Annotated in this window: 25 protein-coding genes, 1 rRNA gene and 2 other annotated features; all 26 genes read left to right on the top strand. The window is 42.0% G+C overall.

Going from position 1 to position 24,603, the window contains the following annotated elements; genetic code table 11:
* The first annotated feature begins 139 nt into the window (after positions 1 to 139).
* The 26 genes from rrf to rpoB all read left to right on the top strand — a co-directional run bounded on the left by rrf (position 140) and on the right by rpoB (position 24,542).
* Positions 140 to 255 (top strand): 5S ribosomal RNA (rrf, locus tag C6347_RS18190).
* 177 nt (positions 256 to 432) lie between these two features.
* Positions 433 to 897, top strand: a complete 465-nt coding sequence (locus tag C6347_RS18195; RefSeq protein WP_003217184.1) for a CtsR family transcriptional regulator — start codon at positions 433 to 435, stop codon at positions 895 to 897.
* 14 nt (positions 898 to 911) lie between these two features.
* Positions 912 to 1,469 (top strand): protein-arginine kinase activator protein McsA, encoded by a 558-nt coding sequence (gene mcsA, locus C6347_RS18200; RefSeq protein WP_066031441.1) that lies wholly within the window; start codon positions 912 to 914, stop codon positions 1,467 to 1,469.
* A 4-nt stretch (positions 1,470 to 1,473) separates the two neighbouring features.
* Positions 1,474 to 2,565, top strand: coding sequence for a protein-arginine kinase McsB (gene mcsB, locus C6347_RS18205; protein WP_034665652.1), 1,092 nt, complete (start codon positions 1,474 to 1,476; stop codon positions 2,563 to 2,565).
* Complete coding sequence (gene clpC / locus C6347_RS18210) at positions 2,562 to 4,997, top strand: ATP-dependent protease ATP-binding subunit ClpC (RefSeq protein WP_034665649.1); 2,436 nt, start codon at positions 2,562 to 2,564, stop codon at positions 4,995 to 4,997. Before mcsB ends, clpC begins: the two co-directional genes overlap by 4 nt.
* A 93-nt stretch (positions 4,998 to 5,090) precedes the next feature.
* A complete protein-coding gene (gene radA / locus C6347_RS18215) occupies positions 5,091 to 6,470 on the top strand; it encodes a DNA repair protein RadA (protein WP_034620767.1) in 1,380 nt (459 codons plus the stop codon).
* Between the two features lie 2 nt (positions 6,471 to 6,472).
* Positions 6,473 to 7,552 carry a DNA integrity scanning diadenylate cyclase DisA gene (gene disA / locus C6347_RS18220; RefSeq protein ID WP_012008686.1) on the top strand — a complete coding sequence of 360 codons (1,080 nt, stop codon included), beginning with the start codon at positions 6,473 to 6,475 and terminating at the stop codon, positions 7,550 to 7,552.
* Positions 7,553 to 7,705: 153 nt separating this feature from the next.
* Complete coding sequence (locus C6347_RS18225) at positions 7,706 to 8,806, top strand: PIN/TRAM domain-containing protein (protein WP_003217214.1); 1,101 nt, start codon at positions 7,706 to 7,708, stop codon at positions 8,804 to 8,806.
* A gap of 13 nt (positions 8,807 to 8,819) precedes the next feature.
* On the top strand, positions 8,820 to 9,509 hold the full coding sequence (gene ispD / locus C6347_RS18230; protein ID WP_034665643.1) for a 2-C-methyl-D-erythritol 4-phosphate cytidylyltransferase: 690 nt from the start codon (positions 8,820 to 8,822) through the stop codon (positions 9,507 to 9,509).
* 3 nt (positions 9,510 to 9,512) lie between these two features.
* Positions 9,513 to 9,989, top strand: coding sequence for a 2-C-methyl-D-erythritol 2,4-cyclodiphosphate synthase (gene ispF / locus C6347_RS18235; protein WP_003216928.1), 477 nt, complete (start codon positions 9,513 to 9,515; stop codon positions 9,987 to 9,989).
* A gap of 94 nt (positions 9,990 to 10,083) precedes the next feature.
* Positions 10,084 to 11,535 (top strand): glutamate--tRNA ligase, encoded by a 1,452-nt coding sequence (gltX, locus tag C6347_RS18240; protein WP_060595375.1) that lies wholly within the window; start codon positions 10,084 to 10,086, stop codon positions 11,533 to 11,535.
* Positions 11,535 to 11,766: a binding site (T-box leader), on the top strand. Its footprint overlaps the gene before it by 1 nt.
* A gap of 81 nt (positions 11,767 to 11,847) precedes the next feature.
* Positions 11,848 to 12,501: a serine O-acetyltransferase gene (gene cysE / locus C6347_RS18245; RefSeq protein ID WP_012008691.1), complete on the top strand. Its 654-nt coding sequence runs from the start codon at positions 11,848 to 11,850 to the stop codon at positions 12,499 to 12,501.
* Positions 12,498 to 13,898 (top strand): cysteine--tRNA ligase, encoded by a 1,401-nt coding sequence (gene cysS, locus C6347_RS18250; protein ID WP_060595376.1) that lies wholly within the window; start codon positions 12,498 to 12,500, stop codon positions 13,896 to 13,898. The genes cysE and cysS overlap by 4 nt, the downstream gene beginning before the upstream one ends.
* A gap of 3 nt (positions 13,899 to 13,901) precedes the next feature.
* Positions 13,902 to 14,333, top strand: a complete 432-nt coding sequence (locus C6347_RS18255; protein ID WP_034665636.1) for a Mini-ribonuclease 3 — start codon at positions 13,902 to 13,904, stop codon at positions 14,331 to 14,333.
* On the top strand, positions 14,317 to 15,066 hold the full coding sequence (rlmB, locus tag C6347_RS18260) for a 23S rRNA (guanosine(2251)-2'-O)-methyltransferase RlmB (protein ID WP_034665632.1): 750 nt from the start codon (positions 14,317 to 14,319) through the stop codon (positions 15,064 to 15,066). Before C6347_RS18255 ends, rlmB begins: the two co-directional genes overlap by 17 nt.
* A gap of 2 nt (positions 15,067 to 15,068) precedes the next feature.
* Complete coding sequence (gene rae1 / locus C6347_RS18265) at positions 15,069 to 15,581, top strand: ribosome-dependent mRNA decay endonuclease Rae1/YacP (RefSeq protein WP_060595377.1); 513 nt, start codon at positions 15,069 to 15,071, stop codon at positions 15,579 to 15,581.
* A gap of 63 nt (positions 15,582 to 15,644) precedes the next feature.
* Positions 15,645 to 16,301 (top strand): RNA polymerase sporulation sigma factor SigH, encoded by a 657-nt coding sequence (gene sigH / locus C6347_RS18270; protein WP_003217132.1) that lies wholly within the window; start codon positions 15,645 to 15,647, stop codon positions 16,299 to 16,301.
* A gap of 76 nt (positions 16,302 to 16,377) precedes the next feature.
* On the top strand, positions 16,378 to 16,527 hold the full coding sequence (gene rpmG, locus C6347_RS18275; RefSeq protein ID WP_012008694.1) for a 50S ribosomal protein L33: 150 nt from the start codon (positions 16,378 to 16,380) through the stop codon (positions 16,525 to 16,527).
* A gap of 34 nt (positions 16,528 to 16,561) precedes the next feature.
* Entirely contained in the window at positions 16,562 to 16,738 is a 177-nt protein-coding gene (gene secE, locus C6347_RS18280; RefSeq protein WP_003216942.1) for a preprotein translocase subunit SecE, read from the top strand.
* Between the two features lie 170 nt (positions 16,739 to 16,908).
* Entirely contained in the window at positions 16,909 to 17,442 is a 534-nt protein-coding gene (nusG, locus tag C6347_RS18285; protein WP_003217197.1) for a transcription termination/antitermination protein NusG, read from the top strand.
* Between the two features lie 171 nt (positions 17,443 to 17,613).
* Positions 17,614 to 18,039, top strand: a complete 426-nt coding sequence (rplK, locus tag C6347_RS18290; protein WP_003216956.1) for a 50S ribosomal protein L11 — start codon at positions 17,614 to 17,616, stop codon at positions 18,037 to 18,039.
* Between the two features lie 99 nt (positions 18,040 to 18,138).
* Positions 18,139 to 18,837 carry a 50S ribosomal protein L1 gene (rplA, locus tag C6347_RS18295; RefSeq protein ID WP_034665623.1) on the top strand — a complete coding sequence of 233 codons (699 nt, stop codon included), beginning with the start codon at positions 18,139 to 18,141 and terminating at the stop codon, positions 18,835 to 18,837.
* Between the two features lie 48 nt (positions 18,838 to 18,885).
* Positions 18,886 to 19,026: a sequence feature (ribosomal protein L10 leader region), on the top strand.
* Positions 19,027 to 19,095: 69 nt separating this feature from the next.
* The gene (gene rplJ / locus C6347_RS18300) at positions 19,096 to 19,596 is read left to right on the top strand and encodes a 50S ribosomal protein L10 (protein ID WP_034665618.1); all 501 of its coding nucleotides are present in this window, start codon (positions 19,096 to 19,098) and stop codon (positions 19,594 to 19,596) included.
* 41 nt (positions 19,597 to 19,637) lie between these two features.
* A complete protein-coding gene (gene rplL / locus C6347_RS18305; RefSeq protein ID WP_003216952.1) occupies positions 19,638 to 20,003 on the top strand; it encodes a 50S ribosomal protein L7/L12 in 366 nt (121 codons plus the stop codon).
* Between the two features lie 96 nt (positions 20,004 to 20,099).
* Entirely contained in the window at positions 20,100 to 20,705 is a 606-nt protein-coding gene (locus C6347_RS18310) for a class I SAM-dependent methyltransferase (RefSeq protein WP_044139657.1), read from the top strand.
* 255 nt (positions 20,706 to 20,960) lie between these two features.
* Positions 20,961 to 24,542, top strand: a complete 3,582-nt coding sequence (gene rpoB, locus C6347_RS18315) for a DNA-directed RNA polymerase subunit beta (protein ID WP_003217223.1) — start codon at positions 20,961 to 20,963, stop codon at positions 24,540 to 24,542.
* The last annotated feature ends 61 nt before the right edge of the window (positions 24,543 to 24,603 follow it).

The following is a 24,603-nucleotide window of genomic DNA, read 5'->3' on the forward strand; positions in this document are numbered from 1 at the left end:
ATCAGGTTGATAGGTCTGAGGTGGAAGCGTGGTGACACGTGGAGCTGACAGATACTAATAGATCGAGGACTTAACCTATATTCTAATGTGAAGCTTGAACATTGTTATCTAGTTTTGAGAGAACATTCTCTCCATCAGGTTTGGTGGCGATAGCGAAGAGGTCACACCCGTTCCCATACCGAACACGGAAGTTAAGCTCTTCAGCGCCGATGGTAGTTGGGGGTTTCCCCCTGTGAGAGTAGGACGCCGCCAAGCTTTTCTAAGGATCAGTTCCATACGGAACTGGTCTTTTTTGTGTTTTTGAGAGGTTTGACACCATATAAATGTGGAAATAATATTCTTAGTTGAGCGATTATCTTGAAAAATCGATCGAAAAAATTTATAGTAAGGTTAAAGTCAAATATAGTCAAAGTCAATGGAGGAGGAGGCGGAGTGGCACAAAATATTTCTGATATCATCGAGCAGTATTTGAAGGAAGTCTTGGATCAGAATGGTCGAGAAATATTAGAAATTAAGCGCAATGAAATTGCAGATAAGTTTCAATGCGTACCTTCACAAATTAACTATGTTATCAATACACGCTTTACGAGCGAGAGAGGCTATATCGTTGAAAGTAAGCGTGGCGGCGGTGGCTATATCCGCATCATTAAAGTCAAAATGAATGATGAAGTCGACTTATTGAACAACATTATTTCCCAAATATATCATCGTTTATCACAGGCTGCCTCTGATCATATCATCATGCGTCTTGTAGAAAATAACATTTTATCTGAAAGAGAAGCTAAGATGATGATCAGTGTCATGGACCGTTCTGTTTTGCACATTGATTTACCTGAACGAGATGAATTGCGGGCTCGGATGATGAAAGCGATGTTAAATGCTTTGAAATTAAAGTAAAGCGGGTGAAAAGATTGATTTGTCAAGAATGCAATGAGAGACCAGCCACTTTTCACTTTACGAAAGTTATAAATGGAGAAAAACAAGAAATGCACATATGTGAACAATGTGCAAAAGAAAACAGTGATTCATATGCTATGAGTGGAAACCAGGGTTTCTCGATTCACAACTTATTATCAGGCTTATTGAATATTGATCCTAGCTTCACCACAAGTGCTAATAAGGGATCATCCATTTTTCAAGAAGCGAGAGAAGTGGATCAATGTCCTAAGTGTGGCTTAACCTTTCAACAATTCAGAAAAACAGGCCGTTTTGGCTGTGCAGAATGCTATCGTTCATTTGATCAGTATCTGAACCCTGTTTTACGGAAAGTCCATAGTGGAAATACAGTCCATAATGGAAAAGTGCCTAAACGGATTGCCGGCAGTCTTCATGTCCGCCGGAAACTTGAGATGATGCAGCAAGAGCTGAAACAGTTAATTGAACAAGAAGAGTTCGAAAAGGCAGCGGAAGTTCGAGATCAAATTCGTGCATTAGAGCATGAACAATCTCAGCAGAGGGAGGGAGATTAACAACATGTCGCTCCAGCATTTTATTCAAGACGCTTTAAGTCAATGGATGAAACAAAAAGGACCAGAAAGTGACATTGTTCTAAGCAGTCGAATCCGGCTAGCACGCAACCTAGAGCATGTTCGTTTCCCAACTCAGTTTTCTCAAGAAGAGGCTGAAGCTGTCCTCCAGCAATTCGAGCAAAAGTTTGCTAGCCAGGAAGTGAAGGACATCGGAAACTTTGTTCTGATTCGTATGAATGAAACGCAGCCTTTAGCCAAGAGAGTACTTGTTGAAAAGCATTTGATCAGCCCAAACTTAGCAGAATCAAGATTTGGCGGTTGTTTGCTTTCTGAAAATGAGGAAATCAGTGTGATGCTGAATGAAGAAGACCATATTCGAATCCAATGCTTATTCCCAGGTTTCCAACTAGCCAATGCATTAAAAGCGGCTAATCAGATAGATGACTGGATTGAAGAGCAAGTGGATTATGCGTTTTCGGAAAAGCGGGGATACTTAACAAGCTGTCCAACGAATGTAGGTACAGGTATTAGGGCATCGGTTATGATGCATTTACCAGCTTTAGCCCTCACAAGACAAATGAATCGGATTATTCCGGCCATTAATCAATTAGGTCTTGTAGTCAGAGGAATTTATGGTGAAGGTAGCGAAGCAATAGGGAACATCTTTCAAATTTCAAATCAAATGACACTTGGTCAATCAGAAGAAGATATTGTAGACGACTTAAATAGTGTGACCGCTCAGCTCATTGAACAAGAGCGATCTGCACGAAAGGCGTTATATCAAACATCTCAAATTGAACTTGAGGACAGAGTGTACCGTTCCTTAGGGATATTGTCCAATTGTCGTATGATTGAATCAAAGGAAACAGCAAAGTGTTTGTCAGATGTGCGGCTTGGAATTGATTTAGGTATCATTAAGGGGCTTTCAAGTAATATACTGAATGAACTCATGATTTTGACTCAGCCAGGCTTTCTTCAACAGTACTCAGGAGGAGCTTTGGAGCCAAATGAACGAGATATAAAACGAGCAGCGATTATTAGAGAAAGGCTGCGTTTAGAAATGCATAGGAATGGACAGGAGGATGAAACGATATGATGTTTGGAAGATTCACTGAAAGAGCTCAAAAGGTATTAGCACTTGCACAAGAAGAAGCCATTCGCCTAGGCCATAAGAACATTGGTACTGAGCACATTTTACTTGGTCTAGTACGTGAGGGTGAGGGCATCGCCGCAAAAGCGTTAGAAGCACTGGGCCTTGTTTCAGATAAAATCCAAAAAGAAGTCGAAAGCTTGATTGGAAGAGGGCAAGAGGTGTCTCAAGCTATTCCTCATTATACGCCTAGAGCGAAGAAGGTCACTGAGCTTTCAATGGATGAAGCAAGAAAGCTAGGTCATTCCTATGTAGGGACAGAACATATTCTATTAGGTCTTATTCGCGAGGGAGAGGGTGTAGCTGCCCGCGTTTTAAATAACCTCGGAGTGAGCTTAAATAAAGCACGTCAGCAAGTTCTGCAGCTGCTTGGCAGCAATGAAACAGGTGCATCTGCCGCTGGCTCTAACAGCAATGCAAATACACCAACATTAGATAGCTTGGCAAGGGATTTAACAGCTATTGCGAAAGAAGACAGTTTGGACCCTGTCATTGGACGAAGCAAAGAAATTCAGCGTGTCATTGAGGTCCTAAGCAGAAGAACAAAAAATAACCCTGTGCTGATTGGTGAGCCTGGTGTTGGTAAAACAGCCATCGCTGAAGGTCTTGCGCAGCAAATTATTCATAATGAAGTGCCTGAAATCCTGCGCGATAAACGAGTGATGACACTTGATATGGGAACCGTTGTAGCGGGAACGAAATATCGTGGTGAATTTGAGGATCGTTTGAAAAAAGTCATGGACGAAATTCGTCAGGCAGGAAATATCATTCTCTTCATTGATGAGCTTCATACACTCATTGGTGCTGGTGGAGCAGAGGGTGCGATTGACGCATCTAATATTCTCAAACCATCCTTAGCACGTGGAGAGCTTCAATGTATCGGGGCGACAACGTTAGATGAGTACCGTAAATATATTGAAAAGGATGCTGCGCTTGAACGACGTTTCCAGCCAATTCAAGTGGATCAGCCATCTGTTGATGAAAGTATTCAAATCTTAAGAGGACTTAGAGATCGTTATGAGGCACATCACCGTGTGTCCATTACGGATGAAGCGATTGAGGCGGCGGTGAAGCTGTCTGACCGTTATATTTCTGATCGTTTCCTTCCAGATAAGGCGATTGATTTAATTGATGAGGCAGGTTCGAAAGTCCGCTTACGTTCTTTCACAACACCGCCTAACCTAAAAGAACTAGAGCAAAAGCTCGATGAAGTACGCAAGGAAAAGGATGCTGCTGTTCAAAGTCAGGAATTTGAAAAAGCAGCTTCTCTTCGCGATACGGAACAGCGTTTGCGTGAAAAAGTAGAAGTCACAAAGAAATCTTGGAAAGAAAAGCAAGGACAGGAGAATTCAGAGGTATCAGTGGATGATATCGCAATGGTTGTCTCTAGCTGGACGGGAGTGCCTGTTTCAAAAATTGCACAAACAGAAACAGATAAGCTTCTCAATATGGAACAATTGCTCCACTCTCGTGTGATCGGGCAGGATGAAGCGGTTGTCGCTGTAGCAAAAGCTGTGAGACGTGCGCGTGCTGGCCTAAAAGATCCAAAACGTCCAATCGGCTCCTTTATCTTCTTAGGCCCAACAGGGGTTGGTAAAACGGAGCTTGCAAGAGCACTCGCAGAGTCTATTTTCGGTGATGAAGAAGCGATGATCCGTATTGATATGTCTGAATACATGGAAAAACACTCTACATCTAGACTTGTTGGGTCACCTCCAGGCTATGTTGGCTATGAAGAAGGCGGTCAACTGACTGAAAAAGTGAGAAGAAAACCTTATTCTGTTGTGCTTTTAGACGAGATTGAAAAGGCACATCCAGATGTATTCAACATTTTGCTACAAGTGTTAGAAGATGGCCGTCTGACTGATTCTAAAGGGCGTACCGTTGACTTTAGAAATACGATTTTGATCATGACATCCAACGTTGGAGCTAGTGAATTGAAGCGAAATAAATATGTTGGCTTTAATGTGCAGGATGAAGGACAAAATTACAAGGATATGAAAGGCAAAGTGATGGGCGAGTTGAAGCGTGCATTTAGACCAGAATTCATCAACCGTATTGATGAAATCATTGTCTTCCATTCACTTGAAAAGAAACATCTAAAAGAGATCGTGTCTCTCATGTCTGATCAATTGACGAAACGATTAAAAGAACAAGACCTTTCAATCGAATTGACGGAAGCAGCAAAAGCGAAGATTGCCGACGAAGGTGTAGATCTTGAGTACGGTGCGCGCCCGTTAAGAAGAGCGATTCAAAAGCATGTGGAGGATCGACTTTCTGAGGAGCTTCTGAAGGGTAATATTGAAAAAGGTCAACATATCGTATTAGATGTGGAAGATGGAGAAATTGTCGTAAAAACGACGGCTGCTACGAACTAATATAGTAAGAAAAAAGTGTGAGGCATACCAGTAAAGTGTATGCCTCCCTTTACTTATTTTCTGATCAGTATAAGGAGTTGTATTCTTCAATCTATGGCTAAGACAAAATCAAAATTTATATGCCAATCGTGCGGTTATGAGTCAGCCAAATGGATGGGGAAATGTCCAGGCTGCGGCACGTGGAACAGTATGACAGAAGAGGTCGTTCGCAAAGAGCCGGCAAACCGTCGAAGCGCTTTTAATCATTCTGTTCAAACCATTCAAAAACCTTCACCTATATCTGCAATTGAAACATCAGATGAACCCCGAATCAAAACGAATTTAGAAGAATTTAACCGAGTATTAGGAAGTGGAATTGTCAAAGGCTCTCTTGTTCTCATTGGCGGAGATCCTGGGATTGGGAAGTCCACATTATTATTACAAGTATCAGCACAGCTCTCAGACAAAAATCAGAATGTATTATACATATCTGGTGAGGAGTCCATTAAACAAACGAAGCTAAGAGCGGACCGCCTCGGCATAAAAAGCACCTCTTTACATGTTTTGGCTGAAACCGATATGGAGTATATAACGTCTGCTATACAAGAGATGAAACCCGCTTTTGTCGTGGTGGATTCGATTCAAACCGTTTATCAAAGCGATATTACGTCAGCTCCTGGGTCTGTATCTCAAGTGAGAGAATGTACAGCACAGCTGATGAAAATTGCCAAGACAAATGGTATTCCAATATTTATCGTTGGTCACGTGACCAAAGAAGGCTCGATCGCAGGTCCACGCCTTTTAGAGCATATGGTGGACACGGTTCTTTATTTTGAAGGCGAGCGTCATCATACGTTTCGTATCTTACGTGCGGTGAAAAACCGATTTGGCTCGACGAATGAACTAGGGATTTTTGAAATGAGAGAGGAAGGACTCACGGAAGTATTAAACCCATCCGAAATTTTCTTAGAAGAACGTTCGGCAGGTGTATCTGGATCGTGTGTTGTTGCCTCAATGGAAGGAACAAGACCTGTTCTTGTCGAGATACAAGCATTAATTTCACCGACAAGCTTTGGAAATCCACGGAGAATGGCTACAGGCCTTGATCATAATCGTGTGTCATTGCTCATGGCGGTTTTAGAAAAACGTGTCGGACTGCTGCTGCAAAACCAAGATGCGTATTTAAAGGTCGCAGGCGGTGTGAAGCTTGACGAACCAGCGATTGACTTGGCCATTGCCGTCAGTATTGCTTCAAGCTTTAAAGACGCAGCGCCGCATCAAGCGGATTGCTTTATAGGAGAGGTCGGTCTGACGGGAGAAGTCAGAAGAGTATCAAGAATTGAACAGCGTGTGCAGGAAGCTGCGAAACTAGGATTTAAGCGAATGTTTATTCCTCAGGCGAATATAGATGGATGGAAAAAGCCGAGAGGGATTGAGTTAGTCGGTGTAGAAAATGTAGCGGAGGCACTTCGAATTTCACTAGGGGGATCATAGAAATGGAAAAAGAGAAAAAAGGAGCGAGAGAACTCGATCTCTTAGATATCGTACAGTTTGTGGCACCAGGGACACCTCTTCGGGCTGGGATCGAAAATGTCCTGAGGGCCAATACTGGCGGGCTCATTGTTGTTGGTTATAACGACAAAGTCAAGAGTGTTGTAGATGGAGGGTTTCATATTAACTCTGCCTTCTCCCCAGCACACTTATATGAATTGGCTAAGATGGATGGAGCCATTATTTTAAGCGATTCTGGTCAAAAGATCTTGTATGCGAATACACAGCTGATGCCAGATGCAACCATCCATTCATCGGAAACGGGCATGAGGCACCGTACTGCTGAACGTGTAGCGAAGCAGACAGGCTGCTTAATCATTGCGATTTCTGAACGGAGGAACGTCATTACCTTATACCAAGGGAATCGTCGTTATACGCTGAAAGATATTGGCTTTATTTTAACGAAGGCCAACCAAGCCATACAAACACTTGAGAAATATAAAACCATTTTAGATCACGCCATTTCTGCGCTAAGCGCCCTAGAATTTGAAGAGCTTGTGACCTTTGGTGATGTATTATCCGTGCTGCATCGTTACGAGATGGTGCTTAGAATCAAAAATGAAATCAATATGTATATCAAAGAGCTCGGAACAGAAGGACATTTGATCCGTCTGCAAGTCAATGAACTGATTACAGATATGGAGCAGGAAGCGGCTTTATTTATTAAAGATTACGTGAAAGAAAAGATTAAAGATCCATATGTTCTGCTTAAACAGCTCCAAGATATGTCTAGCTTTGAGCTTTTAGATGACTCCATTCTGTACAAGTTACTTGGCTATCCAGCTTCTACAAATATTGACGAATATGTGTACACAAGAGGCTACAGATTGCTTCACAAAATCCCTAGACTGCCTATGCCAATCGTCGAAAACGTGGTTGAAGCGTTCGGTGTGTTAGATCGAATTATGGAAGCGGATGTACAAGATTTGGATGAAGTAGAAGGAATTGGAGAAGTAAGAGCGAAAAAGATAAAAAAAGGATTAAAAAGACTGCAAGAAAAACATTATATCGACCGCCAGCTATAAGGAGAGAAATTTTTCTTAAACACGGTTAAAAATGGATGAATATGGGTATATTAATGATGCTTTTGTTTTCTGTTGATTATGATAGGAAACTTAAACATATATCAATGTCAGGTGAGGGTGGATTGACAGATGAAAAATAAAGGAGGTGAAGGTATGTTAAAAAGAATCGTTCAGGCGTTTTTTATCATTTTTGGTGCAGTTGTAGGGATTTTTATCATTCCAGAGTTATTTCTGCTGTTAAATGTAAAGGACATACCTTTCATAACAAATGCTTACTCTTCAGCACTAATAGGAGCCGCTGTGTTCTTTATCATCGGCAAATGGTGCACAGGCTATGTGGTTAATTGGGTGAAATGGATCGAGGATTCTCTATTAAAGGCGCCTCTTCCTGATCTTATATCTGGAAGTTTCGGATTAGTATTTGGACTTATTCTAGCATATCTTATTGTAAACGTGATCCCGCTAAACAATATCCCATATCATATTTTTGGTACCATTATTCCGATTTTCCTGGCTTTCTTTTTAGGATACCTTGGATTTCAGGTAGGGTTTAAGAAGAAGGATGAAATGATGGGGCTGTTCTCCCGATCTGCAAAGGTCACCAAGAAAAAAGGAGCAGCTGATGATGAACCTGAAATAGAAGATAAAAAGCTGAAAATTTTAGACACAAGTGTTATCATTGATGGAAGAATCGCAGATATTTGTCAAACTGGATTCTTAGAAGGTGTCATGGTCATTCCTCAATTTGTGCTCGAGGAATTACAGCATATTGCAGACTCTTCTGATGTATTAAAGAGAAATAGAGGCCGAAGAGGTCTTGATATTTTAAATCGTATTCAAAAAGAATTAGATATCAAAGTTGAAATTTACGAAGGTGACTTTGAAGACATTCAAGAGGTTGATAGCAAGCTTGTGAAGCTCGCTAAATTAACTTCAGGTGTTGTTGTGACAAATGATTTTAATTTAAATAAAGTATGCGAACTTCAAAAAGTAGCAGTGTTAAACATCAATGATCTAGCCAATGCGGTGAAACCGGTTGTGCTACCTGGGGAAGAAATGAAGGTACAGGTCATTAAAGATGGGAAAGAGCATAACCAAGGTGTTGCTTACTTAGATGACGGTACGATGATTGTGGTCGAAGAAGGACGCAATTACATTGGAAAAGACATCGATGTGCTCGTCACAAGTGTGCTGCAGACTGCTGCTGGAAGAATGATTTTTGCGAAGCCAAAACTTCTGGAGAAGGCGCTCTAAAGGGAGAACGAACATGTATTATGAAGTAGTTATTCCGGCTGCGGGGCAGGGGAAACGAATGAAGGCCGGCCGCAATAAGCTTTTTATTGAGCTGAAAAGAATGCCGGTCATTATTCATACACTAAAGGTGTTTGACGCTCATTCGCAATGCAAACGCATGATCCTAGCGATCAATGAAGAGGAGCGTCAAGACTTTGAAAGGCTACTCAAGGTACACGCTTTTCAAACGCCTGTTTCACTTGTCACTGGCGGTGAAGAACGTCAGCAAAGTGTATACGAAGGATTAAAGGCTGTGAAAGATGCAGACATCGTGCTTGTTCATGATGGGGCAAGGCCTTTTATTAAGCATACACAGATTGACTTGCTCGTTAAAGCGGCGATTGAAAAAGGCTCCGCAGTTGTAGCGGTACCAGTGAAAGACACAATCAAGCGCGTTCAAGAAGGCAAAGTGGAACAAACCATTGAACGTCAGAGCTTGTGGGCAGTCCAGACCCCACAAGCTTTTCGTCATTCTATTTTAAAAGAGGCGCATGAATATGCGGAGCGGACCGGCTTTCTTGGAACAGACGACGCCAGTCTTGTGGAACAATTACATGGTGAAAACGTGTATATTGTCCAAGGAGATTACACCAATATTAAGCTGACGACACCGGATGATTTATTGGTTGCCAAGGCAATTATGGATGCGGAAAGAGGGTACTAGATCATGTTGAGAATAGGACAAGGCTTTGATGTACATCAATTAACAGAGGGAAGACCTTTGATTATCGGCGGGGTCACCATCCCATATGAAAAGGGGCTGCTTGGGCATTCAGACGCTGATGTACTGCTTCACACAGTGGCAGATGCCTGCCTAGGTGCGATTGCTGAAGGAGATATCGGCAGACATTTCCCAGACACAGATCCTGAGTTTAAGGATGCGGATTCTTTTAAATTACTGCAGCATGTGTGGGCACTAGTAAAGGAAAAAGGCTACACACTTGTGAATATTGATTGCACCATCATGGCGCAAAAGCCCAAAATGGCACCTTACATTCAACCAATGTGTGAGAAGATTGCAGAAGCGCTTGAGGCAGATGTCACACAGGTGAATGTGAAAGCAACAACGACAGAGAAACTTGGATTTACAGGAAGAGGCGAAGGAATTGCCTCTCAGGCAACAGTGCTTCTTCAGAAAAAGTGAAATCCATTTTGATGAGAATGGGATTTGATGATAAAATACGTTTATAAAAAATTGGTGTCAGACAACATGATGCAGATGAAAGGAAGTTAAACTCATGGGAAATGAAGTGCGTGTTCGTTATGCACCGAGTCCAACTGGTCATTTACATATTGGGAATGCTAGAACGGCTCTTTTCAACTATTTGTTCGCACGCAGCCAAGGCGGCAAATTTATTATTCGAATCGAAGATACGGATCAAAAGCGTAATGTAGAAGGCGGAGAAGAAAGCCAGCTTCGCCACCTGCAATGGCTCGGTATTGATTGGGATGAGAGCATTGATAAAGATGGCGGCTATGGTCCTTACAGACAATCAGAGCGTAATGAGATTTACAAAAAATATTATGATGAGCTGCTAGAGAAAGACTTGGCGTATAAGTGCTATTGTACGGCTGAAGAGCTAGAGGAAGAGCGTGAAGCACAAATCGCCCGCAGTGAAATGCCTCGATATTCTGGTAAATGCAGCCATTTATCAAAAGAAGAAGAGGACAAGCTGATCGCTGAAGGAAGAGAGCCAAGTATCCGCTTCCGAGTGCCAAAAGGAGAAATCATCAAATTTGACGACATGGTCAAAGGCGATATTTCATTTGAGACAGACGGCATCGGTGATTTTGTCATTGTGAAGAAAGACGGCACGCCAACTTATAACTTCGCTGTAGCAGTGGATGATCATTTGATGAAAATGACTCACATTCTCCGCGGAGAGGATCACATTTCGAATACGCCTAAACAAATCATGATCTTCAACGCATTTGGCTGGGATGTTCCGCTATTCGGACATATGACGCTGATTGTGAACGAGAACCGCAAAAAATTAAGTAAGCGTGATGAATCCATTATTCAATTCATCGAGCAATATAAAAACTTGGGCTATTTACCAGAAGCCCTGTTCAACTTCATTGCACTACTTGGATGGTCTCCGGTGGGCGAAGAAGAACTGTTTACAAAAGAGCAATTCATCGACATTTTCGATGTAAACCGACTTTCTAAGTCACCAGCTCTATTCGATATGCATAAACTAAAATGGGTAAATAACCAATACGTGAAGGCACTTGATCTTGATCAGGTTGTTGCGTTAACACTTCCGCATCTTCAAAAGGCAGGCAAGGTAAGCGAGCAGCTGACAGAAGAAGAAAACACGTGGGTGCGCAAGCTTATTTCTCTGTATCACGAACAATTAAGCTATGGAGCAGAAATTGTTGAGTTAACAGAGTTGTTCTTTAAGGAGCAAATTGAGTATAATCAAGAGGCAAAGGAAGTTTTAGCAGAGGAGCAAGTACCAGAAGTCATGGCATCTTTTGCTGGTCAGCTTGAACGGCTTGAGTCTTTCACACCTGATGAAATCAAGGCTGCTATTAAAGCGGTACAAAAAGAAACAGGGCATAAAGGCAAGAAACTATTCATGCCAATTCGTGTGGCTGTCACAGGACAAACGCATGGCCCAGAACTTCCGCAAAGTATTGAACTACTAGGTAAAGAAACGGTATTAAACCGCATTAAACAAATATAAGGAAATCGTTGCGAGGGAGAAGTACAATGTTTTCGTCCATCACAGAAAGAGTCTTCACCGGCTGAAAGAGACTTATGGGCAGACGTTGGAAATGCACCCTCAAGACCCTTGAGGAACACGAGTACGTTAGTATGCAAGGGCGGTACCCTCCGTTATGGGATTAAGTTGAGAAGGCTGCAAAATGAGGGCTTTCTAAACAGAGTGGAACCGCGTTTTCAAAACGTCTCTGTCATTTGGCAGAGGCGTTTTTTATTTGTCCAAAAAAGAGAGCAAGTCCTAAGAGAGATTGATGGGGAAGAACGGGGGGAGCATGTGTTTTTCAAAATGCTGAAAGAAGATATTGATACTGTGTTTGATCAAGATCCTGCTGCTAGAAGCTATATTGAAGTAGTGCTAACCTATTCAGGGCTTCATGCGATTTGGGCTCATCGTATCGCGCACGCATTTTATAAGCGTAAGCTGTACTTTCTTGCGCGGATCATTTCTCAGGTCAGCCGGTTTTTCACAGGGGTGGAAATTCACCCTGCGGCAACCATTGGCAGGCGCTTCTTCATTGACCACGGCATGGGAGTGGTGATTGGGGAAACATGTGAAATTGGAGACAACGTCACTGTTTTCCAAGGCGTGACACTAGGGGGAACAGGGAAAGAAAAGGGAAAGCGGCACCCGACCATTTTAGACGATGCCCTCATTGCGACAGGTGCAAAGGTGCTTGGTTCCATTACAGTCGGAAAAGGGGCCAAGATTGGTGCGGGGTCAGTCGTGTTAAAGGACGTACCAGACCATTCCACCGTTGTCGGTATACCTGGGCGAGTCGTCGTTCAAAATGGAAAGAAAATCAATCGTGATCTCAATCATCAAGATTTGCCAGATCCAATTTCCGATCGTTTCAAAGAATTGGAACGAGAAATGGAAAAGCTAAAAGGTGAGCTGGCTTCATTGAGCAGAAAGGAAGAACAATCATGACAATCAATATTTATAATACATTGACACGTAAGAAAGAAGAATTTGTCCCGCTTGAACCAGGAAAGGTCAAGATGTATGTGTGCGGACCAACCGTTTATAACTACATTCATATCGGGAATGCCAGACCTGCTATTGTTTATGACACTGTACGTAAGTATTTAGAATACAGCGGCTATGATGTGAACTTTGTATCAAACTTTACAGATGTGGATGATAAACTCATCAAAGCAGCCAATGAACTCGGAGAAGATGTTCCGACGATTGCTGACCGCTTTATCCAAGCCTACTTTGAAGACGTCAGTGCACTAGGCTGCAAAAAAGCTGACCTTCACCCGCGAGTGACGGAAAATATGGATGATATCATTGCATTTATTGCGACATTGATTGAAAAAGGCTACGCCTATGAAGCGGATGGCGACGTGTATTACAGCACACGCTCATTTGAAGGCTACGGAAAGCTTTCTCACCAGTCGATTGATGAACTGAAGACAGGTGCTCGTATTCGTGTAGGTGAGAAGAAACGAGATGCACTGGACTTTGCTTTATGGAAGGCTGCAAAGGATCAAGAAATCTCATGGGATAGCCCGTGGGGCGAAGGACGCCCAGGCTGGCACATCGAATGCTCGGCCATGGTTAAAAAATATTTAGGTGATACGATCGACATTCATGCTGGCGGACAGGATTTAACCTTCCCTCACCATGAAAATGAAATCGCTCAATCCGAGGCTTTGACAGGGAAACCTTTTGCGAAGTATTGGATGCATAACGGATATATTAATATTGAGAATGAAAAAATGTCAAAATCACTTGGCAACTTTGTGCTCGTGCATGACATTGTGAAAGAACAAGATCCTGATGTGCTACGCTTCTTTATGTTGTCGGTTCACTACCGTCATCCAATTAACTACTCAATGGATTTACTAGAGAGTACAAAGAGTGCGTTTAACCGACTCAAAACGTCGTATGCTAATTTACATCATCGCCTTGAGAGCAGCACGAATATCACAGAAGACAATGCTGAATGGCTGGCGAAGATTGAAGAGCAGCGTGCGACATTTATTTCTGAAATGAATGATGACTTTAATACGGCAAATGCAATTTCTGTTTTATTCGAACTTGCGAAACAGGCGAATTATTATATGGAAAATGATCATACTTCGGAGGAAGTGATCAAGGCATTTATCGGCTTATTCCAAGAAATCACGTCTGTTCTTGGCTTCTCATTAGAAGAAAAGCACACGCTTGACGAAGAAGTAGAAGCGTTAATTGAAAAACGCAATGAGGCTAGAAGAAATCGTGACTTTGCGCTATCTGATCAAATTCGTGACCAGTTAAAGAGCATGAATATTGTATTGGAGGACACTCCTCAAGGTACTCGCTGGAAAAGAGGAGAATAGGTCATGTTGAATTTTGAAAAGCTGAAAGACGGTAAACAGTTGAACGGACTTGCGCTTGCTTATATGGGTGATGCCATTTTTGAAGTCTATGTGAGGCATCACCTCCTCCAAACGGGGGCGACAAAACCAAATGAGCTGCACAAACGAGCAAGCAAGATTGTTTCAGCTAAATCTCAGGCAGCTATTTTATTTACGCTTCAGCAGCAAGGCTTTTTCACTGAAGCAGAAGAAGCAGTGCTGAAAAGAGGAAGAAATGCAAAATCAGGCACAGTGCCTAAAAACACAGACGTTCAAACGTATCGTTATAGTACGGCGCTTGAAGCGCTCATGGGTTATTTATTTATTGAAAAGCAGGACGAACGCTTAGAAGAGCTGATTAGTCAGGCGATTGAAATCGGAACGTCAGGGAGGAAGACAAATGAGTCAGCAACATGATTATGTGATTGGGAAAAATGCAGTGATTGAAACACTGAAGTCAGATCGGGAGTTATACAAGCTCTGGATGGCAGAAAACACTGTAAAAGGACAAGCCCAGCAGGTCATTGAACTCGCTAAAAAACAAAATATCACCATTCAGTATGTTCCGAGGAAAAAGCTTGATCAAATGGTAACAGGTCAGCACCAGGGAATCGTTGCACAAGTAGCAGCATATGAATATGCGGAATTGGACGACCTGTATCAAATCGCCGAAAAGCGGAATGAACAGCCGTTTTTTCTTATTTTAGATGAAATTGAAGATCCTCATAATTTAGGATCCATTATGCGTACAGCAGATGCTGTAGGTGCACACGGGATTGTCATTCCGAAAAGGAGAGCGGTCGGCTTAACGACAACCGTTGCCAAAGCATCTACTGGGGCAATTGAACATATTCCTGTTGCCAAGGTCACCAATCTTTCAAGAGCTCTTGATGAGATGAAAGAAAGAGGAATCTGGGTCGCGGGAACAGATGCGTCTGCCAAACAGGATTATAGACAATTTGATGGCACGATGCCGCTTGCTCTTGTGATTGGCAGTGAAGGAAAAGGGATTGGCCGATTGATCAAGGAAAAGTGTGATTTTCTGATTAAGCTGCCTATGGCCGGGAAGGTCACTTCGTTAAACGCATCAGTTGCCGCTAGTCTATTGATGTATGAAGTGTATCGAAAACGTTATCCGTTAGGAGAATAGAGATGGAGATCCTCTTAGTCGATGGATACAACATGATAGGTGCATGGCCTCGGCTGCAGCACTTAAAGGAAAACAGCTTTGAAGAAGCCAGAGACGTGCTGATTCAAAATTTAGCAGAATATCAAGCATACACAGGGTATCGAGTCATTGTCGTATTCGATGCCCATATGGTCAAAGGGATCGAAAAAAAGCGGATCAACCACCGAGTAGAGGTCATCTTTACGAGAGAGAATGAAACAGCTGATGAGCGGATTGAAAAGCTGGCCCAGGATTTGAATAATGTTCGGACGCAAATTCATGTGGCGACCTCAGACTTCACAGAACAATGGGCAATTTTTGGACAAGGAGCTCTTCGGAAGTCGGCTCGAGAGCTTTTGAGAGAGATTGAAGTGATCGAACGAAAGATAGAGACGAGAGTCAAAAAGATTACTTCTGATAAACCAGTATCCAAGATTGAATTGTCAGAAGATGTATTGAAAACGTTTGAAAAATGGCGGCGTGGGAATCTGGAATAGCTTGACGATATTTCAACCATTAATGTATAATATTTCTATCTAGGTGCGGTCGGGGGGATCGAAGTGAATCTAAACAACAGCAAGGATAAATCCATCAGAGAGCAATTTTGCCAGTTGGAAGATGAACAAGTCATTGAAAGGGTTCATGTCGGAGATAGTGATGCGCTAGATTACTTAATAACGAAATACCGCAATTTTGTACGTGCAAAAGCAAGATCTTATTTCTTGATTGGAGCGGATCGAGAGGACATTGTCCAAGAGGGGATGATCGGACTTTATAAGTCTATCCGCGATTTCAGAGAGGACAAGCTTACTTCATTTAAGGCTTTTGCAGAATTATGTATTACCCGCCAAATTATCACCGCAATTAAAACAGCTACTCGCCAAAAACATATCCCGTTAAATTCCTATGTATCATTAGACAAGCCAATATATGATGAAGAATCAGACAGAACATTGTTGGACGTCATTTCCGGTGCTAAAGCGCTTAACCCAGAAGATTTAATCATTAGCAAAGAAGAATTTGATGATATTGAAATGAAAATGGGGGAACTACTAAGTGAGCTGGAAAGAAAGGTACTTGTGCTTTACCTTGATGGCAGATCCTATCAAGAGATTTCTGAAGATTTAAACCGTCATGTGAAATCAATTGATAACGCACTCCAAAGAGTAAAGAGAAAATTAGAGAAATATTTAGAGCTTCGCGAGATTAGTCTCTAATCAAACCTATATTGACAGCTTTTTCGACACTGTGATAAGGTACTAAGGAAATGATGTCGAGAAAATAGGTGTAAATATGAGGAAAAAGATTACTCTAGCCTGTAAAGACTGCGGAAGCCGCAATTATACGACAATGAAAAGTGATGCTTCAGCAGCTGAAAGATTAGAAGTTAAGAAATATTGCAAGACTTGTAATTCACATAAAACACATTTAGAAACGAAGTAAGATTTGCGTTCTTTAATCTGTGGAGGTCTTTTACATGCGTATTATCAGTTTCTTAAAAAGTGTCGGGAAAGAAATGAAAAAGGTCAGCTGGCCAAAGAAAAACGAAATGATTCGCTACACAATCACGGTTATTTTAACAGTCGTATTCTTTGCAATCTTTTTCTCTTTTCTTGATATAGGAATCTCACAATTAATCGAATTAATTCATTAATACTTGAATAATGGTCTGCTGAACGTGCTATAATAGATCATAATATGACTTGCCAAAAAACCCGTTTTACGGGTTTTTTCAATTGCTTGAAAATATTTACCGGTACTCGAGATTCGTCAAATAGACATTACGAAATGTGGGGAGGGAAGGACTGAATAGTCCTGAACGAAATGGAAAAGAATTGGTATGTTGTGCATACGTACTCTGGCTATGAAAACAAAGTAAAAGCGAATTTGGAAAAGCGTGTTGAATCAATGGGCATGCAGGATAAAATCTTCCGCGTTGTCGTACCAGAAGAAGAAGAAACAGATATTAAAAATGGTAAGAAAAAAGTCGTCAAAAAGAAAGTATTCCCTGGCTATGTCCTAGTGGAAATCGTGATGACTGACGACTCTTGGTATGTTGTTCGTAATACACCAGGTGTCACAGGATTCGTTGGATCAGCTGGATCAGGCTCAAAGCCGACAGCGCTGCTGCCAGGCGAAGCCGAAACCATTCTGAAGAGAATGGGTCTTGAAGAACGCAAAACAGAAATCGACTTTGAATTAAAAGAAACAGTCAAGGTAATCGACGGACCATTTGCTAACTTCACAGGCTCTATCGAAGAGATTGATTACGATAAAAGCAAAGTCAAAGTATTCGTTAATATGTTTGGTAGAGAAACACCCGTGGAACTTGAGTTCACGCAGATCGATAAATTGTAATTCAAAAGAGCTTGAAATGAGTGTATAGAAGTGGTAATATAGCAAAGGTACGTCTTGAGTTCGCTCAAGATCGCTAGCTAGTTATTTCGTCATTCATATAAAGAATGAAGTTGTTGAGTGGGAGGGGGATTCCCCTATTACCACATCACGGACTTTAAGGAGGTGTGTCTCGTGGCTAAAAAAGTAGTTAAAGTTGTTAAATTGCAAATTCCTGCTGGAAAAGCTAACCCAGCTCCACCAGTTGGACCTGCACTAGGTCAAGCCGGTGTTAATATCATGGGATTCTGTAAGGAGTTTAATGCTCGTACAGCTGACCAAGCTGGTCTTATCATTCCTGTTGAAATTTCGGTTTTTGAAGACCGTTCATTTACATTTATTACTAAAACTCCACCTGCTGCAGTTTTACTTAAAAAAGCAGCTGGTATTGAGTCTGGTTCTGGTGAACCTAACCGTAATAAAGTGGCAACTGTTAAGCGTGATAAAGTACGCGAAATCGCGGAAACAAAAATGCCTGACTTAAACGCTGCTAGCGTTGAATCAGCTATGCGCATGGTTGAAGGTACTGCACGCAGTATGGGTATTGTCATCGAAGATTAATTTATTGTCTTGTTGGGTTGCGAGTTTGGTTTTGACAAGTTCGCAACCCTTATTCGTGGGAGGTTATTCCGCTAAAACCACATAAGGAGGATTTTTATAATGGCTAAAAAAGGTAAAAAGTATGTAGAAGCTGCTAAGCTGATCGAACGTACTAAAGCGTATGATGTAGCTGAAGCTGTTTCTCTTACAAAAAAAGCAAATACAGCGAAATTTGATGCGACTGTAGAAGTTGCTTTTCGTTTGGGCGTAGACCCTCGTAAAAACGATCAACAAATCCGCGGTGCAGTTGTACTTCCTAACGGAACTGGTAAAACTCAACGCGTTCTTGTGTTCGCTAAAGGCGAAAAAGCAAAAGAAGCAGAAGCTGCTGGAGCAGACTACGTTGGAGATTCTGATTACATCACTAAAATCCAACAAGGCTGGTTCGAATTCGATGTAATCGTTGCAACACCTGACATGATGGGTGAAGTTGGTAAGATCGGTCGTGTACTTGGACCAAAAGGTCTTATGCCAAACCCTAAAACAGGAACTGTTACATTCGAAGTAGAAAAAGCAATCAATGAAATCAAAGCTGGTAAAGTAGAATACCGCGTTGATAAAGCTGGTAACATCCACGCGCCAATCGGAAAGGTTTCTTTCGAGGACGAAAAGCTTGTTGAGAACTTTGCAACAATCTATGATACAATCCTTAAAGCAAAACCTGCAGCGGCTAAAGGTGTATACGTGAAAAACGTTTCTGTTACAACTACTATGGGCCCTGGCGTGAAAGTGGATCCATCTTCTTTCTCTGCAAAATAAATCTTGACTTATCACAATCGTTTTGATAATATCAAAATGTTGTAAAATAGAATATGTCCATTTATACCGTAGACAGCAGGGGCCTTATGGCTTAATTAACCCGCCGAGGTGTATATGTCACAGTCTTACGTTAACGTATGCTTGTATATACAGCCTCCATGTCTTAATGGAGGCTTTTTATATGGAGAACCGTTCGTTAGGAACGTGATGGCCTGATCGGTATAAGTGTTACACAAAGAATGTACAGGAGGTGTAACCATGAGCAATGCAATCGATACTAAAAAAGTTGTCGTTGATGAAATTACTTCTAAATTTAAAGACAGTATGTCTACTGTAATTGTAGATTACCGTGGTCTTTCAGTTTCTGAAGTGACTGAACTTCGTAAACAGCTTCGTGATGCTGGCGTAGAATTCAAAGTTTACAAAAATACTTTGACTCGCCGTGCAGTTGAACAAGTTGAACTAACGGGTTTAAACGATTTCTTAACAGGTCCAAACGCTATCGCATTCAGTAACGAAGATGTTATCGCACCTGCGAAAATCATCAACGAATTTGCGAAAAGCCACGAAGCTTTAGAAATCAAAGCTGGTGTCATCGAAGGAAACGTAGCGACTGTAGAAGAAGTGAAGGCTCTTGCGGAACTTCCGTCTCGCGAAGGCTTACTTTCTATGTTGCTTAGCGTTCTTCAAGCTCCAGTTCGTAACCTTGCTCTTGCTACTAAAGCAGTTGCAGAACAAAAAGAAGAACAAGGCGCTTAATGCGTACTTAACGTAAAAAACTTAAAATGGAGGAATTACAAATGGCTTTAAATATCGAAGAAATCATTGCTTCAGTTAAAGAAGCAACTGTACTTGAGTTAAACGACTTAGTAAAAGCAATCGAAGAAGAATTTGGCGTAACTGCTGCTGCTCCTGTAGCTGTAGCTGCAGCTGGTGGTGCCGCTGCTGAAGAGAAAACTGATTTTGATCTAGTACTTGCTGGTGCTGGAGACCAAAAAATCAAAGTTATCAAAGTGGTTCGTGAAATCACTGGTCTTGGCTTGAAAGAAGCTAAAGAACTTGTTGACAACACTCCAAAACCACTTAAAGAAGGTATTGCTAAAGAAGAAGCTGAAGAACTTAAAGCTAAGCTTGAAGAAGTTGGCGCTTCTGTAGAAGTTAAGTAATCTTCGCCTAATCTTTTGGGAAAGCTCGCTTTTACTGGCGGGCTTTTTCTTTTCTATTCTCCTGAAACGATTGAATCCAGAGGAGGTCCATTCATCATGAGTGACCACTATTATACGGAAAAGCCATCAGTGAAAAGCAATAAACAGACATGGGACTTCACCTTGAGAAACCGTACCTTTACTTTTACAAGTGACAGTGGAGTGTTTTCTAAGAAAGAAGTCGACTTTGGTTCAAGGCTTTTAATTGAAGCTTTTGAAGAACCTGACGTGGATGGCGATGTCTTAGATGTCGGTTGCGGTTATGGACCGATTGGCTTATCGTTAGCAAACGAAATGACGAGCCGCACCATTCATATGATTGATGTGAACGAAAGAGCAGTCGAACTTTCAAAGGAAAACGCTAAACATAATCGCATTGATAATGTCCGCATCTATCAAAGCGATTTGTTCTCGAATGTTCATTCATCAGCTGCTTTTGCCTCTATACTGACCAATCCCCCAATACGGGCAGGGAAGAAAGTTGTACATGCGATCTTTGAAAAAAGTGCTGATCATTTATTGCCGGAAGGTGAGTTGTGGGTGGTTATTCAGAAAAAGCAGGGCGGACCATCTGCGATTGAAAAATTAGAACAGCTCTTTGGAGAAGTCGAGGTTGTATTGAAAAAAAAGGGCTACTATATTATCAAAGCTAAAAAAGTTTGACGCAGTTTCCTAGCTGTGTTAACATTATAAAATGCCAATGTGTATATTTTGCTTGATAGGCTTAAAAAACAACTATTTTGTATAAATTATGCATACTTGGGAAAACTAATAAAATCGGTATTTGTTTTTGGATGTGGTTTTCTTATTTTAGAAACCCTTTTTTCTTTTGTCTTGTAAAAGTATTTCTTTACTGACATTTGAAAGGCTGAAATACTTTTTACACATATAATACGCATGATTTGAGGGGTGAATCAGTTGACAGGTCAACTAGTTCAGTATGGACGACACCGCCAGCGCAGAAGCTACGCACGCATAAGCGAAGTGTTAGAATTACCAAATCTCATTGAAATTCAAACCTCTTCTTATCAGTGGTTTCTTGATGAGGGTCTTAGAGAGATGTTTCAAGATATATCCCCAATTGAGGATTTTACTGGTAACCTTTCTCTTGAATTCATTGATTACAGCCTAGGGGATCCTAAGTATCCTGTAGCAGAATCAAAAGAACGTGATGTAACTTACTCTGCTCCACTAAGAGTAAAAGTTCGTTTAATTAACAAAGAAACTGGAGAAGTAAAAGACCAAGATGTGTTCATGGGTGATTTCCCAATCATGACAGACACAGGTACTTTTATCATTAACGGTGCGGAACGTGTAATCGTTTCTCAGTTAGTGCGTTCTCCAAGTGTATATTTCAGTGGTAAAGTAGACAAAAACGGTAAAAAAGGTTTTACTGCGACTGTCATTCCAAACCGTGGCGCATGGTTAGAATACGAAACTGATGCGAAGGATGTAGTCTATGTACGCATCGATCGCACACGTAAGTTGCCGGTTACGGTTCTTTTGCGTGCTCTCGGCTTCAGCTCTGATCAAGAGATTCTTGACCTCATTGGCGAGAATGAATACTTACGCAACACGCTGGAAAAAGACAATACAGAGAATGCGGATAAAGCACTTCTCGAAATCTACGAGCGCCTCCGTCCTGGAGAGCCGCCAACTGTTGAAAATGCGAAAAGCCTGCTAGACTCTCGCTTCTTCGATCCGAAGAGATATGACCTAGCTAATGTTGGACGCTACAAGATTAATAAAAAGCTTCATATTAAAAATAGACTGTTCAATCAAAAATTGGCTGAAACGTTAGTTGACCCTGAAACAGGTGAAATTCTAGCAGAAAAAGGTCAAATTTTAGACAGAAGAGTTCTTGATAAAGTTCTTCCATACTTAGAAAACGGCATCGGATTTAGAAAGCTTTATCCAAATGGTGGCGTAGTAGAAGATGAAGTAGAACTTCAATCTATTAAGATTTATGCACCGTCTGATCAAGAAGGCGAGCAAGTGATCAACGTGATCGGGAATGCATACGTAGAGGAAGCTGTGAAAAACATCACGCCTTCTGACATCATTGCATCGATCAGTTACTTCTTCAACCTTCTTCATGGTGTAGGTGACACAGATGATATCGATCACCTTGGTAACCGTCGCCTGCGTTCTGTAGGTGAGCTTCTGCAAAACCAATTCCGTATTGGTTTAAGCAGAATGGAGCGTGTTGTTCGTGAAAGAATGTCGATCCAAGACACAAACACGATCACACCTCAGCAACTGATCAACATCCGTCCTGTGATCGCTTCTATCAAAGAGTTCTTTGGTAGCTCTCAGCTTTCTCAGTTCATGGATCAAACAAACCCGCTTGCTGAATTGACGCACAAACGTCGTCTGTCGGCGCTTGGACCGGGTGGTTTGACACGTGAGCGTGCAGGAATGGAAGTTCGTGACGTTCACTACTCTCACTATGGCCGTATGTGTCCGATTGAAACACCAGAGGGTCCAAACATCGGTTTGATCAACTCTCTATCTTCATTTGCAAAAGTGAATCGCTTCGGCTTTATTGAAACACCTTACCGCCGGGTTGACCCTGAAACAGGTAAAGTGACACCGAGAATCGATTACTTAACTGCTGATGAAGAGGATAACTACGTTGTAGCACAAGCGAATGCTATATTAGGTGAAGATGGTTCGTTTATCGATGATAATATCATTGCTCGTTTCAGAGGGGAAAACACAGTTGTTCCTCGAAACCGCGTTGACTACATGGACGTTTCGCCAAAGCAGGTTGTTTCTGCAGCGACAGCATGTATCCCATTCTTAGAAAACGATGACTCTAACCGTGCTCTAATGGGAGCGAACATGCAACGTCAGGCTGTGCCTTTGATGCAGCCGGAATCACCGATTGTTGGTACAGGTATGGAGTATGTATCAGGGAAAGACTCTGGTGCTGCTGTTATCTGCCGCTACCCTGGTGTTGTAGAACGTGTTGAAGCGAAAAATATTTGGGTTCGTCGCTATGAAGACGTTGATGGACAACAAGTCAAAGGGAATCTAGACAAATACAGCTTGCTGAAATTTGTCCGCTCTAACCAAGGGACTTGCTACAACCAGCGTCCAATCGTAAGTGTTGGAGATGAAGTCGTAAAAGGAGAAATCCTTGCAGACGGTCCTTCAATGGAAAAAGGTGAATTGGCTCTAGGACGTAACGTCATGGTCGGCTTCATGACTTGGGACGGTTATAACTACGAGGATGCGATCATCATGAGTGAGCGCCTTGTAAAAGATGACGTCTACACGTCTATTCATATTGAAGAATATGAATCAGAAGCTCGTGATACAAAGCTTGGACCGGAAGAAATCACTCGTGATATTCCAAACGTTGGGGAAGATGCTTTACGCAACCTTGACGAGCGCGGAATCATCCGTATTGGTGCAGAAGTAAAAGACGGAGACCTTCTTGTAGGGAAAGTAACGCCTAAAGGTGTAACAGAACTAACAGCTGAAGAACGTCTATTACATGCAATCTTCGGTGAAAAGGCTCGTGAAGTGCGTGATACGTCTCTACGTGTTCCACACGGCGGCGGCGGAATTATCCACGACGTCAAAGTCTTTAACCGTGAAGATGGAGATGAATTACCTCCAGGTGTAAACCAGTTAGTCCGCGTATACATCGTTCAGAAGCGTAAAATTTCTGAAGGTGACAAAATGGCCGGACGACATGGTAACAAAGGGGTTATCTCTAAAATCCTTCCAGAAGAAGATATGCCGTATCTTCCAGATGGAACACCGATTGATATCATGTTAAACCCTCTAGGGGTACCATCTCGTATGAACATCGGTCAGGTACTTGAGCTTCATATGGGTATGGCTGCACGTTACCTTGGCATCCACATTGCGTCACCAGTATTTGATGGTGCGCGCGAGGAAGATGTTTGGGAAACGCTTGAAGAAGCAGGTATGTCCCGTGATGCGAAAACAGTCCTTTATGACGGTCGAACTGGTGAACCATTCGATAACCGTGTATCAGTCGGAATCATGTACATGATCAAACTGGCTCACATGGTTGACGATAAACTTCACGCTCGTTCAACTGGACCATACTCACTTGTTACGCAGCAGCCACTTGGCGGTAAAGCACAGTTTGGTGGTCAGCGTTTCGGAGAGATGGAAGTATGGGCGCTTGAAGCTTACGGTGCAGCATACACACTTCAAGAGATCTTAACAGTTAAATCGGATGACGTTGTAGGTCGTGTGAAAACATACGAGGCCATCGTCAAAGGGGATAACGTCCCTGAACCAGGTGTCCCTGAATCATTCAAAGTGTTAATTAAAGAACTTCAAAGTTTAGGTATGGATGTCAAAATCCTATCTGGCGATGAAGAAGAGATAGAAATGAGAGATTTAGAAGACGATGAGGAAACGAAGAAAGCAGACGGATTAGCGTTATCTAATGACGAAGATGCTGCAGACCTCGCACCTGTCGATCTTGAACGTGACGCAGTCACAAAAGAATAGCAGAAACGATTAGAGCAAGTGACTAGGGTATAACCCGAAGATTAAAAGGGAGGTAGGCCCC

Origin of the sequence: Bacillus sp. NMTD17 (assembly GCF_002998735.1) — a bacterium.
Classification (GTDB): Bacteria; Bacillota; Bacilli; order Bacillales; family Bacillaceae; genus Bacillus.